15 protein-coding genes are annotated in these 16,233 nt (G+C 70.0%); 4 read left to right on the top strand and 11 right to left on the bottom strand.

All coding sequences use genetic code 11. The annotated features are described in order from the left end of the window. Positions 1 to 55: 55 nt before the first annotated feature. From M8009_RS12130 to M8009_RS12110, 5 genes are read right to left on the bottom strand one after another with little or no spacing between them, the layout of a single operon-like run. Positions 56 to 1,120, bottom strand: a complete 1,065-nt coding sequence (locus tag M8009_RS12130; RefSeq protein ID WP_250061453.1) for an ABC transporter substrate-binding protein — start codon at positions 1,118 to 1,120, stop codon at positions 56 to 58. Between the two features lie 41 nt (positions 1,121 to 1,161). Next, positions 1,162 to 1,959 (bottom strand): ABC transporter permease, encoded by a 798-nt coding sequence (locus M8009_RS12125; protein WP_250061451.1) that lies wholly within the window; start codon positions 1,957 to 1,959, stop codon positions 1,162 to 1,164. Continuing rightward, positions 1,956 to 2,879, bottom strand: a complete 924-nt coding sequence (locus M8009_RS12120) for an ABC transporter permease (protein ID WP_250061449.1) — start codon at positions 2,877 to 2,879, stop codon at positions 1,956 to 1,958. The genes M8009_RS12125 and M8009_RS12120 overlap by 4 nt, the downstream gene beginning before the upstream one ends. A gap of 10 nt (positions 2,880 to 2,889) precedes the next feature. Next, complete coding sequence (locus M8009_RS12115) at positions 2,890 to 4,017, bottom strand: ABC transporter ATP-binding protein (RefSeq protein ID WP_250061447.1); 1,128 nt, start codon at positions 4,015 to 4,017, stop codon at positions 2,890 to 2,892. Between the two features lie 32 nt (positions 4,018 to 4,049). Beyond that, positions 4,050 to 5,342, bottom strand: a complete 1,293-nt coding sequence (locus tag M8009_RS12110; RefSeq protein ID WP_250061445.1) for an NAD(P)/FAD-dependent oxidoreductase — start codon at positions 5,340 to 5,342, stop codon at positions 4,050 to 4,052. A 431-nt stretch (positions 5,343 to 5,773) separates the two neighbouring features. Here M8009_RS12110 and aptA point away from each other — a divergent pair, with 431 nt between their 5' ends. Continuing rightward, a complete protein-coding gene (aptA, locus tag M8009_RS12105) occupies positions 5,774 to 7,132 on the top strand; it encodes an omega-aminotransferase AptA (RefSeq protein WP_284047811.1) in 1,359 nt (452 codons plus the stop codon). A gap of 12 nt (positions 7,133 to 7,144) precedes the next feature. On the opposite strand, the gene M8009_RS12100 is transcribed toward aptA, so the two are convergent. From M8009_RS12100 to hemA, 6 genes are all read right to left on the bottom strand, one after another. Continuing rightward, positions 7,145 to 8,050 (bottom strand): LysR family transcriptional regulator, encoded by a 906-nt coding sequence (locus tag M8009_RS12100; protein WP_250061443.1) that lies wholly within the window; start codon positions 8,048 to 8,050, stop codon positions 7,145 to 7,147. A gap of 10 nt (positions 8,051 to 8,060) precedes the next feature. Further along, on the bottom strand, positions 8,061 to 8,810 hold the full coding sequence (locus M8009_RS12095) for a HesA/MoeB/ThiF family protein (protein WP_250061920.1): 750 nt from the start codon (positions 8,808 to 8,810) through the stop codon (positions 8,061 to 8,063). An 8-nt stretch (positions 8,811 to 8,818) separates the two neighbouring features. Beyond that, complete coding sequence (locus M8009_RS12090) at positions 8,819 to 9,319, bottom strand: Lrp/AsnC ligand binding domain-containing protein (protein WP_250061441.1); 501 nt, start codon at positions 9,317 to 9,319, stop codon at positions 8,819 to 8,821. Between the two features lie 149 nt (positions 9,320 to 9,468). Next, complete coding sequence (gene prmC / locus M8009_RS12085; RefSeq protein WP_250061439.1) at positions 9,469 to 10,338, bottom strand: peptide chain release factor N(5)-glutamine methyltransferase; 870 nt, start codon at positions 10,336 to 10,338, stop codon at positions 9,469 to 9,471. Continuing rightward, positions 10,335 to 11,429, bottom strand: a complete 1,095-nt coding sequence (gene prfA, locus M8009_RS12080) for a peptide chain release factor 1 (protein WP_250061437.1) — start codon at positions 11,427 to 11,429, stop codon at positions 10,335 to 10,337. Before prfA ends, prmC begins: the two co-directional genes overlap by 4 nt. A 9-nt stretch (positions 11,430 to 11,438) precedes the next feature. Further along, positions 11,439 to 12,707 carry a glutamyl-tRNA reductase gene (gene hemA / locus M8009_RS12075; protein WP_250061435.1) on the bottom strand — a complete coding sequence of 423 codons (1,269 nt, stop codon included), beginning with the start codon at positions 12,705 to 12,707 and terminating at the stop codon, positions 11,439 to 11,441. A 202-nt stretch (positions 12,708 to 12,909) separates the two neighbouring features. Between hemA and M8009_RS12070 the strand changes: the two genes are divergently transcribed. Genes M8009_RS12070 through ispE form a run of 3 tightly spaced genes read left to right on the top strand, consistent with a single transcriptional unit; the run spans position 12,910 to position 16,190 of the window. Beyond that, positions 12,910 to 14,685 carry a tetratricopeptide repeat protein gene (locus M8009_RS12070; RefSeq protein WP_250061433.1) on the top strand — a complete coding sequence of 592 codons (1,776 nt, stop codon included), beginning with the start codon at positions 12,910 to 12,912 and terminating at the stop codon, positions 14,683 to 14,685. Positions 14,686 to 14,707: 22 nt separating this feature from the next. Then, positions 14,708 to 15,319: a lipoprotein insertase outer membrane protein LolB gene (lolB, locus tag M8009_RS12065; protein WP_430886914.1), complete on the top strand. Its 612-nt coding sequence runs from the start codon at positions 14,708 to 14,710 to the stop codon at positions 15,317 to 15,319. Between the two features lies 1 nt (position 15,320). Next, a complete protein-coding gene (gene ispE, locus M8009_RS12060; RefSeq protein ID WP_250061431.1) occupies positions 15,321 to 16,190 on the top strand; it encodes a 4-(cytidine 5'-diphospho)-2-C-methyl-D-erythritol kinase in 870 nt (289 codons plus the stop codon). Positions 16,191 to 16,233: the final 43 nt, after the last annotated feature.

The following is a 16,233-nucleotide window of genomic DNA, read 5'->3' as shown; positions in this document are numbered from 1 at the left end:
GGAATTTCCTTGCTCGGAATGGCGAGCCCCCGGCCCGATGCCGGGGGCTCTGCGCTCAGCGAGACTGGACCTCGGACCAGAGCTGCTGGAAGGTCTGCAGGGCATCGCCTTCGAGGCTCGGGGTGAAGCGCAGTCGCTCCATGTCCGCCTCGCTGGGCTGGACGGGCGGCTCGGTCAGCACCGCGTCCAGGTGGGGCTCGGCGGCCGCATTGGGGCTGGCGTAGTAGTTGTAGTTGGAGAGCTGGGCGCCGACCTCGGCATCGAGGATGAAGTCGATGAACTTGTGGGCCATGTCCGGGTTGGGGGCCTCGGAGGGGATCAGCATCGCATCCACCCACATCTCGGCGCCCTCGTCGGGGATCATGAAGTCCAGGGTCGCGAAGGTCTCCGGGTCCTCGTCCTTGAAGAAGAGGTAGTCGCCGTTGTAGGAGAGTCCCACGTGGGTGACGCCGCGGGCCAGCTGCTGCAGCGCCGGCGTGCCATCGGTGAAGCCACTGAAGGTATCGCGATTCTTGGTCTCGATCAGCAGCCGGGCGGCTTCCTTCCAGGCGTTCATGTCGGTGCAGTCATAGCCGTGGCCCAGGAAGGCGCAGGCGCCCCCCATGCTGACCTGGCCGTCGCCCATCAGGGCGAAGGGATGGTCGGGATTGACCTCGGGATCGAACAGCAGCGACCAGCTCTTGGGCGCCTCCGGAAAGGTCTCGGTGTTGTAGACGATGCCGGTGGTGCCCCACTGGTAGGGCGCGCTGTACTCGGCCCCCGGGTCGTAGGCCGGATCCTGGAACTGCGCCATGACGTTGTCGAGGTTCTCGAGCTTCGACTTGTCGAGCTTCTGCACCAGGCCGGTCTTGATCAGCCGCGGCACATAATAGTTGGACGGCACGATGATGTCGTACTGCGAGACCCCGCCGGCATTGAGCTTGGCGAACATCTCGGGCAGCGAGTTGAAGTAGTTCTGCACGACGTCGACGTCGTACTTCTCCTCGAAGGCCTCGATGATCTCGGGGTCCATGTACTCGGTCCAGTTGAACAGGTAGAGCTTGTTCTCCTGGGCCTGGACGCTGCCGGCCAGCAGCGCGGCGCCGACGGACAGGGCAAGTGCGGTCTTGTTGATTGTCATCTCGGACTCTCCTCGTTTCCCCTAGGGAAGGCTTGGCCGGCTCATGCCTGCCGGCGACGGCTGAACACCAGGCTGATGATGGCGGCGAGGGCCACCGCGCCGATCATCAGCGTGGCGATGGCATTGATCTCGGGCGACACCCCCTTCTTGATGGCCCCCCAGATGTAGATCGGCAGGGTCGCGCTCTCCGGCCCCGCGGTGAAGAAGCTGATCACGAAGTCATCCACCGAGAGTGTAAAGGAGAGGAAGAAGGCCGAGATCAACGCCGGCTTGATGGTCGGCAGCATGAAGTGCACCACCCGCTTGGTCGGCGTGGCATAGAGGTCCTTGGCGGCCTCGAAGAGCGTCGGGTCCAGGCCCACGAAGCGCGAGTAGACGATCAGAGCCACGAAGGGGATCTGGAAGGTGACATGGGCGATGATCATGGTCACCAGGCCCGGCTGCAGCAGCCCGGTGAGGCGATGGATCTGCACGAAGAAGGCCATCTCCGAGATGCCGAAGACGATGTCCGGCAGCACGATGGGCAGGTAGATCAGCACGATCAGCCAGCCCAGCTTGCGGTGGCGATGGCGGTACATGCCGTAGCCGATCAAACAGCCGATCCCCAGCGCGATCACCGAGGAGGTGATGGCCAGTATCATGCTGTTGGCGAAGGCCGAGAGGATCTCCTCGTTGCCCATCAGGCGGCCATACCAGCGCAGCGAGATGCCGGTGAAGGTGGCCGCACTATTGGAGGCATTGAAGGAGAACAGCACCACCACGGCCAGCGGCAGGTAGAGGAAGGCCAGGGTGAACCACCAGAAGCCGGTCAGGCTGCGCTTGAGCGTGCGCTTTCTCATATCACCACCTCCTCGCCGCCACCCAGGCGCTTGCCGATGCGACGCATGGCGAACAGCCCGATGAAGGTGGCGATCAGCATCAGGATCGCGCCGGCGGCACCCAGCGGCCAGTTGGACCCGCCGGCGAACTGGTTGGCCACCAGGTTGCCGAGCATCATGCCCTTGCCGCCGCCGAGCAGCTCGGGGATCACGTACATGCCGAAGGCGGGAATGGCCACCAGCACGATGCCGGCCAGCAGCCCCGGCAGGGTCTGGGGGAAGACCGCGTGCCAGAAGGCGCGCACCGGCGAGGCGAAGAGGTCCTGGGCGGCCTCCACCTGGGCGGTATCGAGCTTCTCGAAGGCGGCATAGAGCGGCAGCACCATGAACGGCAGGAAGTTGTAGACCAGGCCCAGGGTAACCGCGAAGTTCGAGGGATAGAGCCCCATGTTGGCGCTGATCAGGCCCAGCGCCTCGGCGAGCTCGGAGAGCGGAGTGCCCGGCGCCAGCAGGTTCATCCAGCCGAAGGTGCGGATCACCTGGTTGGTCCAGCTCGGCACCACCACCAGCAGCAGCATGATCGGCCGCCATCTGGCGCGGCAGGTGCTGATGTAATAGGCGATGGGATAGGCCACGATCACCACCAGGCCGGTGGAGACCAGCGTCTGCCACAGCGAGCGCAGTAGGGTGTAGAGGTTGCCGGGGCTCCAGCCCAGGAAGCCGAAGCCGGCCAGGCGCCGGAACGACTCCAGCGACAGCGGCATCTCCGGCAGACCATAGGGGCCGTTGGTCATGAAGGCCACGCCCATCAGGTAGGCGCTGGGCAGCACCAGGAAGATCACGATCCAGGTGGCCCCGGGGGCCACGGTGGCCAGCAGGTGCCGTGCTTCGCGCACCATGCCGCGGCTGCGGGCGGAGGGCGTTACGCCGGTGTATGCCATGTGCGTCTCCTCACTCGCTCAGGGTGACCAGGTCTTCGGGCGCCACCGTCACGGTGACTCGGTCCCCCACCTCGGGCAGGCGCCGGCCGCGGTTGTTGAGGGTCGCCTGCAGGGTGCTCGACCCGACCTCGAGGCGATACTCGGCATGGCTGCCGCGGTAGAGTCGCTCGCTCACCACGGCCGGCAGGTGGTTGTCGCCCGCCACCTCGCCGGGCAACAGGTCCAGGGTCTCGGGGCGGATCAGCAACAGCTCGCCCTCCCCGGCCCCCTCGGCGGTGAGCTCGCCAAGCGGCGTGGTCAGGCGATCGCCATCGCGGACGGTGACCGGATAGAGGTTGTCATGGCCCATGAAGCGGGCGACGAAGGCGTTGACCGGGTGCTCGTAGACCTCGCGGGGCGGTCCCACCTGCTGGATGACCCCGCCATTGAGCACGGCGATGCGGTCGGACATCACCATGGCCTCCTGCTGGTCATGGGTGACGAAGACGAAGGTCATGCCCAGGCGCTTCTGGACCCGCAGCAGCTCCACCTGCAGCTGGCTGCGCAGGCCGGCGTCCAGCGCAGAGAGCGGCTCGTCGAGCAGCAGCACGTCGGGCTCGTTGACCAGCGCGCGGGCCAGGGCGATGCGCTGGCGCTGGCCACCGGAGAGCTGGTCGACGCGGCGGTCCACCAGGTCGCCGAGCTTGATGAACTCGGCGATCTTCGCCACCCGGGCCTCGCGCTCCTCGGGGGGCAGGCCGCGCATCTTGAGCCCGAAGGCCAGGTTCTCGCGCACCGAGAGGTGCGGGAAGAGCGCATAGGACTGGAAGACGGTATTGACGCTGCGCTTGTGGGGCGGCACCTCGGTGATGTCCTTGCCGCCGATGGCCAGGCGGCCGGCGTCGGCCTCCTCGAGGCCGGCGAGGATGCGCAGCAGGGTGGTCTTGCCGCAGCCCGAGGGGCCGAGCAGGGTGAAGAACTCGCCGGCCTCGATGGTCAGATCGACCCCGTCCAGCGCCACGGTGTCGCGGCCGAAGCGCTTGTGCAGGCCCTGCAGCTCGATGGCGGAAGCCTCGCGGGCCACCTCGCCCTGTGCCGCCTCCCCGTCCGGTCGCGCGCCCGGTGATTCGATGGCTTCCGCCGTGATGGTGTCGCTCATGGGGGTGCCCTCTCGGTTCTCGATGGCCCGGTTCACAGCCGGTCCCGCAGTTTGTAGAAGTTGGTGGCCAGCACCAGCAGCGGCTTGCGCAGCAGGGCGCCGCCCGGGAAGTGGCGATGGGGCATGGCGGCGAAGACGTCGAAGCGTTCGCTCTGGCCGGCGATGGCCTCGGCCAGCAGCTTGCCGGCCAGGCCCGACAGGGCCATGCCATGCCCGGAGTAGCCCTGGGCGTAGTAGACGTTGCGGCCCAGCCGGCCGAAGTCCGGGGCCCGGTCGAGGGTGATGGCCACGTCCCCGCCCCAGCGGTAGTCGATGCGTACCCCCTCGAGCACCGGGAAGATCCGCGCGATCTTGGCATCCATGCGCGCCTCGAGGCCCCGCGGCTCCCGGCCATCGTAGCTGACCTCGCCGCCATAGATCAGGCGACGGTCGGCGGAGAGCCGATAGTAGTCGAGCACGAAGTTGGCATCGGACAGGGCATCGTTGCGCGGCAGCACCCGGGCCGCCCGCTCGGCCGAGAGCGGCTCGGTGGCGATCATGTAGTTGGCGGCACGCATGATGCGACCGGAGAGTTCGGGCACCAGGCCCGCCTGGTAGGCGTTGGTGCCCAGCACCACGAAGTCGGCGGTGACCCGGCCAGCGGCGGTGAGCACGCTGGCCGGCTGGCCGTGGCGGACCTCCACGGCGGCGCTCTGCTCGTGGATCGCCACCCCGGCGTGGCGCGCCGCCCGGGCCAGGCCCAGGGTATAGTTGAGGGGGTGCAGGTGACCGCCCTCGGCATCATGCAGGGCCGCCGGATAGGCATCGGTCACCACGTGCTCGCGCAGGGCCTCCCCCTGAAGCATGGTGAGCGCCGGGTAGCCGTAGTCGCGCGCCATGCGCTCGCGGAAGGCCTCGAGCTCGCGTACGTGGCGCCGCTTGACCGCGGCATGCAGGTAGCCCCAGGCCAGCTCGCAGGGGATCGCGTGGCGCTCGACCAGCTCGGCGGTCAGGCGCACCGCCTCGCGGCTCATCTCCCAGATGTCCCGGGCCCGCTCCCGGCCCAGGGCCTTCTCCACGGTGCCGATATCGGTGCCCAGTCCCGGAAGGATCTGCCCCCCGCTGCGCCCGGAGGCGCCATGCCCGATCTGCCCGGCCTCCAGCAGCACCACCGAGTAGCCCCGCTCGGCCAGGTGCAGTGCCGCCGAGCAACCGGTGATGCCACCGCCGACCACGCAGACATCGGCCCGCACCTCGCCCTCGAGCGGGGGACAGTCGCCGAGCTCGACGGCGATGGAGTCGCGATACCAGGAGGCGGGCGGGGCCAGCGGCGGCGGGGTCGTCATGCGAGACACCTGTTGTGTGATGCGCGGTGCGCTGATTGTTGTTGGTTCGCTCGCCCGGTGAAACCGCCCGGGCAGGCCACCTCAGTTTGACACCAGCACCGCAACGCCTGTCAAGTATTTAATACCTTGATGGTAGCAGGGACTCATCAAGCCCCAGAGAACCTCCCTCCTGACCTTATCCAACAAACTGTTTTTTAAAGAATGATGCGAAAGATCCGGCAAGGAGGCGGTCGGGCTTAGCCCCGGAAGACCGGGCTGGCGTCGTCAAGTAATCACCATCACCCAGCCGGACGCCCAAGCGATAGAAGGTGACGGCGGCCCCGCCGTCACGTCAGGGTTCACTCACGCAAGGGTCAGCAGGAGAGCCTTTTATCGACCCGAGACACCCCCCATGCTCCAGGAAGGACCACACCCCGACCGAGGAGACCCCCATGACGGCGTCGACTGCCCCTGCCCCCCATGCCGTCGAGAACGGCAGCGGCCCCACCCCGCTCAACCACCACTACTGGATGCCGTTCAGCGCCAATCGCGACTTTCATGCCCACCCGCGGGTGATCACGGCTGCCGAGGGACGCTACTTCATCGACGACCGCGGTCGGCGACTGTTCGACTCCCTCTCCGGCCTCTGGACGTGCGGCGCCGGCCACAACCGCGCCGAGATCCAGCAGGCGGTGGCGGCCCAGTTGGGCCGGCTGGACTATGCCCCGGGCTTCCAGGTCGCCCACCCGCTGGCCTTCGAGCTGGCCGAAAGGGTGGCGGCGCTCACTCCGCCCGGGCTGGACCACGTCTTCTTCACCGACTCCGGCTCCGAATCCGCCGACACCGCGGTGAAGATGGCGCGTGCCTACTGGCGCCTCCAGGGGCGTCCCGAGAAGACCCGGCTGATCGGCCGCGCAAAGGGCTATCACGGGGTCAATGTGGGCGGCACCAGCCTCGGCGGGATCGGCGGCAACCGCAAGCACTACGGCCAGCTGATGGACGTCACCCACCTGCCCCACACCCTCCAGCCGGCACTGGCCTTCACCCGCGGCCAGGCCGACAGCGGGGCGGAACTCGCCGACGCCCTGCTCGACCAGATCGCCCTGCACGACGCCTCCAGCATCGCCGCGGTGATCGTCGAACCGATGTCCGGTTCGGCCGGGGTCATCGTCCCGCCGCGGGGCTACCTGGAGCGGCTGCACGAGGTCTGCTCCGCCCACGACATCCTGCTGATCTTCGACGAGGTGATCACCGCCTTCGGCCGCGCCGGGGCACGCACCGGTGCCGAGGCCTTCGGGGTCACCCCGGACATCATGAACGTGGCCAAGCAGCTCACCAACGGCGCGGTGCCCATGGGAGCCGTGATCGCCTCCCGGGAGATCTTCGACACCTTCATGGCGGGGGGCGGGCCGACGCATGCCATCGAGTTTCCCCACGGCTATACCTACAGCGCCCATCCCGTGGCCTGCGCAGCGGGGCTGGCGACGCTGGACCTCTTCGAGCGCGAGGACTTCCCCGGCCAGGTGCGGGCCATCGCCCCGGCGTTCGAGGCGAAGCTCCACGCGCTCAGGGGTCACCCGCACGTGGTGGATATCCGCAACCACGGCCTGGCCGGGGCCCTGCAGCTCGCCCCCCGCGACGGCGACCCGACCATCCGCCCCCGGGATGCCCACCTCGCGCTCTGGGAAGCGGGCTTCTACGTGCGCTACGGCGGCGACACCCTGCAGTTCGGTCCTCCGTTCGGCAGCACGGAAATGGAGCTCGAGCGGCTCTTCGATGCCGTGGCCACGACCCTGGACCGACTGGCGTGACGGGCTCGGCGCCTAACCGAGCGCGGCCAGGAAGGCCTCCAGCACGCGATGGGGGCGCCGGTCGCGCTGGGTGATCGCCACCAGCGGGATGCGGTAGCAACAGGTCTCGGGACACAGCGCCCGCAACCGGCCGGCCGCCACCCAGGGGGCGGCCAGGTGGTCGGGCAGGTAGCCGATGTAGCAGCCGGTAAGGATCAGGAAGGCCGCGCCCTCGCGATCCGATGCCGTGGCGGCCCCATGCAACCGCGCATGGGCCGCCCGGGCGGCCTCCGGCAGGGGGTAAGCGGGCACCACCGCCTCGTGGGCAGCGAGAAGCGCCGGATTCGTCACCGCCTCGGCGTGCAGGGGATGAGTGTCGGCACAGTAGAGCAGGGAGCGCTCGTCGTAGAGCGCCTCGCTCGCCAGGCTCGACGGCAGGTTGACCTCGGGCACGACCCCCACGTGCAGCCGGCCGTCCACCACACCGCGGGCGATGCTGTCGGGCGCCTCCATGGCGATGTTGACTCGCACCTCCGGGCCCCGCGCCTTGAGCTCAGCCAGGGCGTGGGTGATGTGCATCTCGGGCATGCTCACCAGGTTGTCGGTGATGCCGATATTGAGCTCGCCACGCAGGCTCTCGTGCAGCCCGTTCACCTCGGTACGGAAGGTCTCCAGGGAGGCCAGCAGGGTGAGCCCCGCCTCGTACACCTGGCGCCCCTCCTCGGTGAGCGAGAAGCCGCCGCGGCCTCGCTGGCAGAGGCGCAGCCCCAGGCGGCGTTCCAGGTCGTTCATGTGCAGGCTGATGGCCGAGCGGCCGACGCCGAGCACCCCCTCGGCGGCGGAGAAGCCGCCGCACTCCACCACCGCCTTGAAGACGCGGATCAGGCGGATGTCGAAGTCGCTGACCTGGCCCAGGGGGGCCACCGGGTGGTCGCTCATGGGCGCCTCCTCAGGCCGGCCCGCAGACCGGACAGGCAGGGTCGCGCGGCACCCGGAAGTGGCGCCACTGGCCACTGAGGCCGTCGAAGGTGGAGAGTCCGCGATGGGGCGTGCCGGCGCCACTGACCAGCTTGATCGCCTCCAGGGCCTGGAAGCTGCCGATCAGCCCCACCAGGGGTGCCACCACGCCGCTCTCGGCGCAGCTGAGCGCCTCGTCGCCGCTGCCGTCCGGCGGGTAGAGGCAGGCATAGCAAGGAGCGTCGGGGTCGCGGGCATCGAAGACGGCGAGCTGGCCGGAGAAGCGGATCGCCGCCCCGGAGACCAGCGGCACCCGGGCCGTGCGGCAGGCGGCGTTGATGGCATAGCGGCTGGAGAAGCGGTCGGTGCAGTCGAGCACCACGTCCGCCGCGGCGACCGCCCGCGCCAGCACCTCGCCGTCGAGATGCTCGCTGATCGCGCGGATCGTGCAGCCGGGGTTGAGGGCGAGCGCCGCCTCCCGGGCCGACTCGGCCTTGTTGCGGCCGAGATCGGCGGTGGCATGGGCGATCTGGCGCTGCAGGTTGGAGAGCTCGACCCGGTCGGCATCGGCCAGGGTCAGCCGGCCGAGGCCCGCGGCCGCCAGGTAGAGAGCCACCGGCGAGCCCAGCCCGCCGGCGCCGACCACCAGGACGTGGCCGGCCAGCAGCCGCTCCTGGCCGTCGATGTCGACCTGGTCGAGCATGATCTGGCGGCTGTAGCGCAGCAGGGCCTGGTCATCCATCGGCGGGCTCACTTCTCATCGAACTCCTCGATGTCGGGCACGTGGAGGCTGAAGTCCTCCTTGACCTCCTCCATCACCACGTAGCTCTTGGACTCCTTCACCCCGGGCAGGGTCAGCACCACGTCGCCGAGCAGCTGGCGGTAGGCCGACATCTCGGGAATCCGGCACTTGAGGATGTAGTCGAACTGCCCCGAGACCAGATGGCACTCCTGGATCTGCGGCAGCTTGGCCACGGCGCGACGGAACTCGTCGAACACCGCCGGCGACTGGGTCTCCAGGCTGATCTCGACGAACACCAGCAGGTTGGCCTTGAGCGCCCGGGGGTCGAGCAGCGCCTTGTAGCCGCGGATGATGCCGGAACGCTCCAGGCGCTTGACGCGCTCCAGGCATGGCGTGGTGGAGAGCCCGACCCGGGAGGCCAGGTCGACATAGGAGATGCGGGCGTTCTCCTGCAGGCAGCGCAGAATCTTGAGGTCGATGCGGTCGAGCGAGCGGGTCTTGGCTTTCATGGTCGTGGGCGTGCCGGTAGTTATGGGCAGTTCACGTCGTCGCGACAGCACGATCACCTGAAAATCACCCCACCGATGGCACCCCGGTGGGTTTCACGAATGCAAAGGCGACGAGACGTGGCGTTTTTTGCTGACCAAGATGTACCACATCACGACCGCCCCCCTCCAGTCCCGCCCTCAGCGTGACGTCCCAGGCTGACCCTGTCGTGGCCGCCGAGGTCGCGAAGGGTCGCGACCTCCCCATAGCCGGCCGCGGCGAGGGCGTCGCGCACCGCCTCCCCCTGGCCATGGCCATGCTCGAGCAGCAGCCAGCCGCCGGGCACCAGGTAGGCACGGGCCTCGACCACCAGGTGGCGCAGCTCGGCCAGCCCCTGCTCGGCGGCCACCAGGGCGCCGTGCGGCTCGAAGCGCAGATCCCCCCGCGCCAGGTGCGGGTCGTCCGCGGCGATATAGGGCGGATTCGAGACGATGAGCGCAAAGCGCTCGGCGCCATCCTCCAGGGCGGCGAACCAGTCCCCCGCGCGGAACTCGACGTTGCCGATGGCGAGCCGCTCGGCATTGTGCCGAGCCAGGGCCACCGCTTCCGGGCTAAGGTCGATGCCGACTACCCGCCAGCCGGGCCGCTCGCTGGCGAAGGCCAGGGCGATGGCCCCGGTGCCGGTGCCGAGGTCCAGCAGCCGGCCCCGCGGGGACGCGCCAAGCGCCAGGGCCGCCTCCACCAGCCGCTCGGTATCGGGGCGCGGAATCAGGGTATGCGGCGAGGTGGAAAGCCGCAGCCCCCAGAACTCCCGCTCGCCGGTCAGGTAGGCCACCGGCTGGCCGGCGGCGCGCGCCGCCAGGAGCGCCTCGAAGCGGGCCCGCTCGAGGAGCGGCGCCTCGCGGTCGCCCCAGGTGTAGAGCCAGGTGCGATCGACGCCCAGCGCGTGGCAGAGCAGCACCTCGGCATCGAGGCGCGCGCTCGGCGAGCCGGCCTCGAGGAGGCGCCGGGCGGCCCGGGCCAGCAGGGCGTCGAGGGTCATCCGGCGTCCTGCTGGAGGGCCGCCAGCTGTTCGGCCTGGTACTCGTGGATCAGCGGCTCGATCACGTCGTCGAGCTGCTCGCCGCTGACCACCTCGGGGAGCTTGTAGAGCGTCAGATTAATGCGGTGGTCGGTGACCCGGCCCTGGGGGAAGTTGTAGGTGCGGATGCGCTCGCTGCGATCGCCCGAGCCCACCAGGGAGCGCCGGGCATCGGCCTGCTGCTGCCGCTGGCTGGCCACGGCCGACTGCTTGAGCCTTGCGGCGAGCAGCGACATCGCCTTGGCGCGATTCTTGTGCTGACTGCGCTCCTCCTGGCACTCCACCACCACGCCGCTTGGCAGGTGGGTGATGCGGATCGCGGAGTCGGTGGTATTGACGTGCTGGCCGCCGGCCCCGCTGGAGCGGAAGGTGTCCACCCGCAGGTCGTTGGGGTCGATGTCGATGTCGCCCACCTCGTCGGCCTCGGGCATCACCGCCACCGTGCAGGCGGAAGTATGGATGCGCCCCTGGGACTCGGTGGCCGGCACGCGCTGCACCCGGTGGGCGCCGGACTCGAACTTGAGCCGCGCGTAGACCCCCTCGCCCTTGACCCGCGAGATGATCTCCTTGTAGCCGCCCTGCTCGCCATGGCTGGCACTCACCACCTCCACCTTCCAGCCGTGCTGCTCGGCGTAGCGGGCGTACATGCGAAAGAGGTCCCCGGCGAACAGCGCCGCCTCGTCGCCGCCGGTGCCGGCGCGGATCTCGAGGAAGACGTTGCGCCGGTCGTCGGGGTCCCGGGGCACCAGCAGCTGCTTGAGCCGGACCTCGAGGGCCTCGAGCCTCTCGCGCCCCTCATCCCGCTCCAGTTCGGCCAGCTCGCGCATCTCGGCGTCGGCATCGCCGAGGAGCTGCTCGGCGGAGGCGATGTCGGCCTCCACGGCGCGGTATCCGCGCCAGGCCTCCACCAGGGGCTCGAGCTCGGCATACTCCCGCGAGTAGTCGCGGAAGCGGGTCTGGTCGCTGATCACCTCGGGCTCCGCCAGCAGGGCGGAAAGCTCCTCGAAGCGCTCGACGAAGGCATCGAGGCGCTGGCGCAGGGTGGCTTTCATCGGCGCATCCTATCGGGAGTGGTCGGTGGATTCATCCAGCAGCAGTGCGGTGGCGGCCTCCAGCAGGTCGCGGCGCTCCCGGGAGGCCGCCTCGCGCATCGCCACGGTGGGACGGTGCATCAGCCGGTTGGTCAGCTGGTGGGCCAGGCGGCGGATCACCAGCTCGGGGTCCTCGCCACGGGCCAGGCGCGCCAGGGCCTGCTGCTCGGAGAGGTCGCGCATGGCCTCGCCGCGGGCACGCACGTCGCGGATCAGCTCGCCGCCGCTGCGGATACGCCGCTCATGCTGCCAGTTGCCTACGCCGTGCTCGATCAGCGACTCGGCCTGGTCGGCGGCCACCTGGCGATGCCGGCGATTCTCCTCGATGACCTCCTGGAGGTCATCGACGGTATAGAGGAAGACATCACTGAGCTCGCCCACCTCGGGCTCGATATCCCGGGGCACGGCGATGTCGACCATGAAGACGGGGCGGTGGCGACGCTTCTTCAGCGCCCGCTCGACCATGCCCTTGCCGAGGATCGGCAGCGGTGCGGCGGTGGAGGAGATCACGATATCGGCCTCGACCAGGGCCTCGGGGATCGCATCGAGGGTGATCGCCTCGCCGCCCAGCGGCCCGGACAGTGCCTCGGCCCGCTCGCGGGTGCGGTTGGCCACGGTGAGCCGGCGCACCCCCGCCTCGTGGAGGTGACGCGCCACCAGCTCGATGGTCTCGCCGGCGCCGATCAGCAGCGCCCGCGAGCGGGTGAAGTCGTCGAAGATGCGGCTGGCCAGGCTCACCGCCGCATAGGCCACCGACACCGGGTTGCGACCGATGCCCGTCTCGGTGCGTACCTGCTTGGCCACGGCGAAGGTATTCTGGAACAGGCACTCCAGCTCACCGCCCAGGCCCCGGGCCCGGCGGGCCGCCTGGTAGGCATCCTTGAGCTGGCCAAGGATCTGCGGCTCGCCGAGCACCATGGAGTCCAGCCCCACCGCCACCCGCATCAGATGCCGGGCCGCGTCGTTCTCGAGAAAGTGGTAGGCACAGCGCGAGAGATCCTCCACCCGCAGCCCGTGGAAACGACCCAGCCAGTCGAGGATCTCGCGCTCGCCTACGGCCTCGGTGACGCAGTAGAGCTCGGTGCGGTTGCAGGTGGAGAGGACCGCCGCCTCGTGCACCTCGGGGAGGGCACGCAACTCGGCCAGCGCCGCCTCGAGCTGCGTCGGCGAAAAGGCGACCTGCTCGCGCACCTCGATGGTGGCGGTCCGGTGGTTGATTCCCAGGGCAAGAAGCGTCATGCGTTCGGCGTCTTCACGAGTCGTGGTTCCGGCAGGGGCGCTGTGGTGATATCCGTCGACGCGGACCGCCCATCCTCGAAGCGCAGCATTCTACCACAGGCCGCCCGCCCGAGGCGCCATGACATGCCGTGACCGGGATCATGCTTTGCCCGGGGGAGTCGAGCCGTTATGCTGACGCCTCGTCCTTTGGCACGAGACGCGCATGCCCCGCGGAACCCTCCCCCGATTCACTCGCTCCCCCCTGGCGCCGCTGGTGCTGGCGACCCTGCTCGCCGGCTGCCAGGGCCTGCCGGGGGCCTCCTCGGCCGCCGCACCCGCCGAGGACCCGATGGCGGGTGCGCCGCCGGTCACCCGCGGCCTGGATGCGGAGAGCCTCTCCGGCCTGCTGGTGGCCGAACTGGCCGGGCAGCGTGGCGACTATCCGCGGGCCACCCGCGGCTTTCTCGACATCGCCGAACGCTATGGCTCCGCGCCCCTCGCCGAGCGCGCCACCCTGGCTGCCCGCTTCAGCGAGGATCCGCGGCTGCTCGAGGAGGCCGCACGGCGCTGGCAGTCCCTCGCTCCCCAGAGCGACTCCCCGGCACGCCTGCTTTCCAGCCTCGCCATCCAGCGCGGCGACTGGGACGCCGCCCTGGAGCAGCGCCTGGCCGCCATCTCGCGCGGCGCCCAGGAGGAGCTGAGCGGCTTCGTGGAGAGCGCTCTCGAGGCCGGTGCCGACCCGGCGCCGCTGCTGGCCAGGATGCGCGAGCACCTGGACGAGCAGCTGGAGGCGTCCGGCGAGACAGGCCACGACAGCGAGCTGGCCACCGCCCTGCTGGAGGCCGCCGCCGGTGAGCGCGCGACCGCCGAGCAGCGCCTGTCGCGACTGGCCCGGGCGGCCCCGGAGCTTCCCGAACTGTGGCAGGTCCGCGCCCGCCTGGCCCTCGAGGCCGACGACCCGGCGAGCGCTCGCTCGGCGGCGCGACGCGGCCTGGAGGTGGCGCCGGGCGACCCGCGCCTGATGCTGCTGCTGGCCCGCGCCGAGATCCGGCTGGGCGGCATCGAGGCCGCCGAGGCCACCACCAATGCCCTGCTCGACGACCACGGCGACGACCCCGAGCTGCGCCTCGGCCTGGCGCGGCTGTTCCTGGAGGAGGAGCACCTGCCCCCGGCGCGAAGGCTGCTGCTGCCCCTGGTCGGCGACGACCAGGCCCCGCCGCTGGCCTTCCTGCTGCTGGGGGCCATCGCCGAGGAGGAGGGCGAGGTAGACAACGCCCTGCTTTATTACCGCCAGGTGCCGAAAGGCGAGCAGTTCCTGGCCGCCCGCCTGAGTGCGGCCCGGATGCTGATCGAGGATGACCGGCTGCTCGACGCACGGGCCTTCCTGCGCCTCGAGCGGCTGCGCCATGAGGCCTACCACAGTGAACTGGTCTCCCTGGAGGTCGAGCTGCTCGACGAGGCCGGCCTCGTCGAGCAGGCCGATGCCCTGCTCGACAGCGAGCTCTCTCGCCGTCCCGACGACGAGCGGCTGCGCTACCAGCGGGCCATGCGCGCCTTCGCCGATGACGACCTCGCCGCCATGGAGGCGGACCTCCGCCACATCATCGAGAACGACCCGGACAATGCCAATGCCCTCAACGCCCTGGGCTATACCCTCGCCGATGCCGACCTCGAGGGCCGCCTGGAGGAGGCACGCGCGCTGATCGAGCGGGCCCACTCACTGGAGCCCGGCAATCCGGCGATCCTCGACAGCCTCGGCTGGGTCCGCTATCGCCAAGGCGACCCCGAGGGCGCCCTGCCCTGGCTGGAGCGCGCCTGGTCGGCGATGCCCGACCAGGAGATCGCCGCCCACCTCATCGAGGTGCTCTGGGCGCTGGGCGAGGAGCAGCGTGCCCGCGAGCTGCTCGAGGAGGCCCGGCATCGCTTCGAGGAACGCCCGCTGATCGACGACCTGCTGCAACGCTACCCCGAGCTCGACGCGCCCGGGCGTGACGACTGACCCCTGACGAACGGACCTCGCCATGATGACACTGCCGCGACTGCTGATTCCCCTGCTCGCCCTGGCCCTGCTGGCCGGCTGCGCCGGCCGGGCGCCCGCCCCCGAGGGCGAGCGCGCCGCTGGCCAGTGGCAGGCCCAGGCCGAGCGCCTCGCCGAGCTCGACACCTGGGTACTGGCCGGCAAGGCCGGCCTGCGCACCCCCGAGGACTCCACCAGCGCCAACCTGGACTGGAGCCAGCACCCGCACTACTACCGGCTGCTGATCAGCGGGCCCTTCGGCAGCGGACGCAGCACCCTGGAGGGACGCGAGGGGCGCTTCTCGCTGACCACCGCCGAGGGCCGCTTCGAGGCCGAGACCCCGGAGGCGCTAATGGAAGAGCAGCTGGGCTGGTCGCTGCCGGTCAGCGCGCTCTCCGACTGGATCCGCGGCCTGCCGGCGGACGACAGTGCCCATCGCCTGGAAGAGGACGAGCTGGGCTTCCCCCAGCGCCTCGAGCAGGATGGCTGGGAGATCGCCTACCGCGACTGGACGCACGTCGCCGAGCTCTGGCTGCCCCGGCGCCTGGTGATGACCTATGACGAGCTGCGGGTCACCCTGGTGGTCACCGACTGGCGCCCGGCCCTCGACGACTGACATGCCAAGGACCAGCCCCCCTTCCGACACGCTGGTGCTGCCGGCACCGGCCAAGCTCAACCGCCTGCTGCACATCACCGGCCGCCGGCCGGATGGCTACCACGAGCTGCAGACACTGTTCCAGTTCCTCGACTTTGGCGACACCCTCACCCTGCGCGGCCGAAAGGACGGCGAGATCCACCTCGCGCCCCGCCTGCCCGGGGTGGCGGCCGAGGACAACCTGGTCGTGCGTGCCGCCCGCCTGCTCCAGGCCGAGAGCGGCTGCCGCCTGGGGGCGGATATTCACCTCGAGAAGCGCCTGCCCCTGGGCGGAGGGCTCGGTGGCGGCAGCTCGGATGCCGCCACCGCCCTGCTCGGCCTTGATGCCCTATGGGAAGTGGGCCTGTCGCTGGAACGCCTGGCCGAACTGGGCCTGCGCCTCGGCGCCGACGTCCCGGTGTTCGTGCACGGCCATGCCGCCTGGGCCGAGGGGGTCGGCGAACGCCTCACCCCGGTCAAGCTCGACACCCCCTGGTTCGTGGTGCTCCACCCCGGCGTGACGGTTTCCACCCCGGCGGTGTTCGGGGCACCGCAATTGACACGCCACACCCCCCCGATTACCATGGCGCGCGCACTGCAGGGGGGAGCGGAGAGCTGGCGCAACGACTGCGAGCCCACCGTCCGGGCACTGTATCCCAAAGTGGCGCATGCTCTCGACTGGCTGGCGAGCCGAGCGCCGAGCATGCTGACCGGCACCGGCGCCTGCGTCTTTGCCCGGCTCGACAGCGAGGCCCGGGCCGACCGACTCCTGGCCGAGGTTCCCGAGGGCTGGCAGGCCTTCAAGGCGCGCGGCCTGAACCGCTCACCTCTCCATGCTGCGCTGGGTCGATGATCCTCCCCGCCCAAGGGCACCGAGGCATCCCTGATCGCCCTGG

Origin of the sequence: Halomonas gemina (assembly GCF_023554995.1) — a bacterium.
GTDB lineage: Bacteria > Pseudomonadota > Gammaproteobacteria > Pseudomonadales > Halomonadaceae > Halomonas > Halomonas gemina.
The sequence above is the reverse complement of the archived record's forward strand: the minus strand, read 5'-3'. Positions and strand labels throughout refer to the sequence as shown.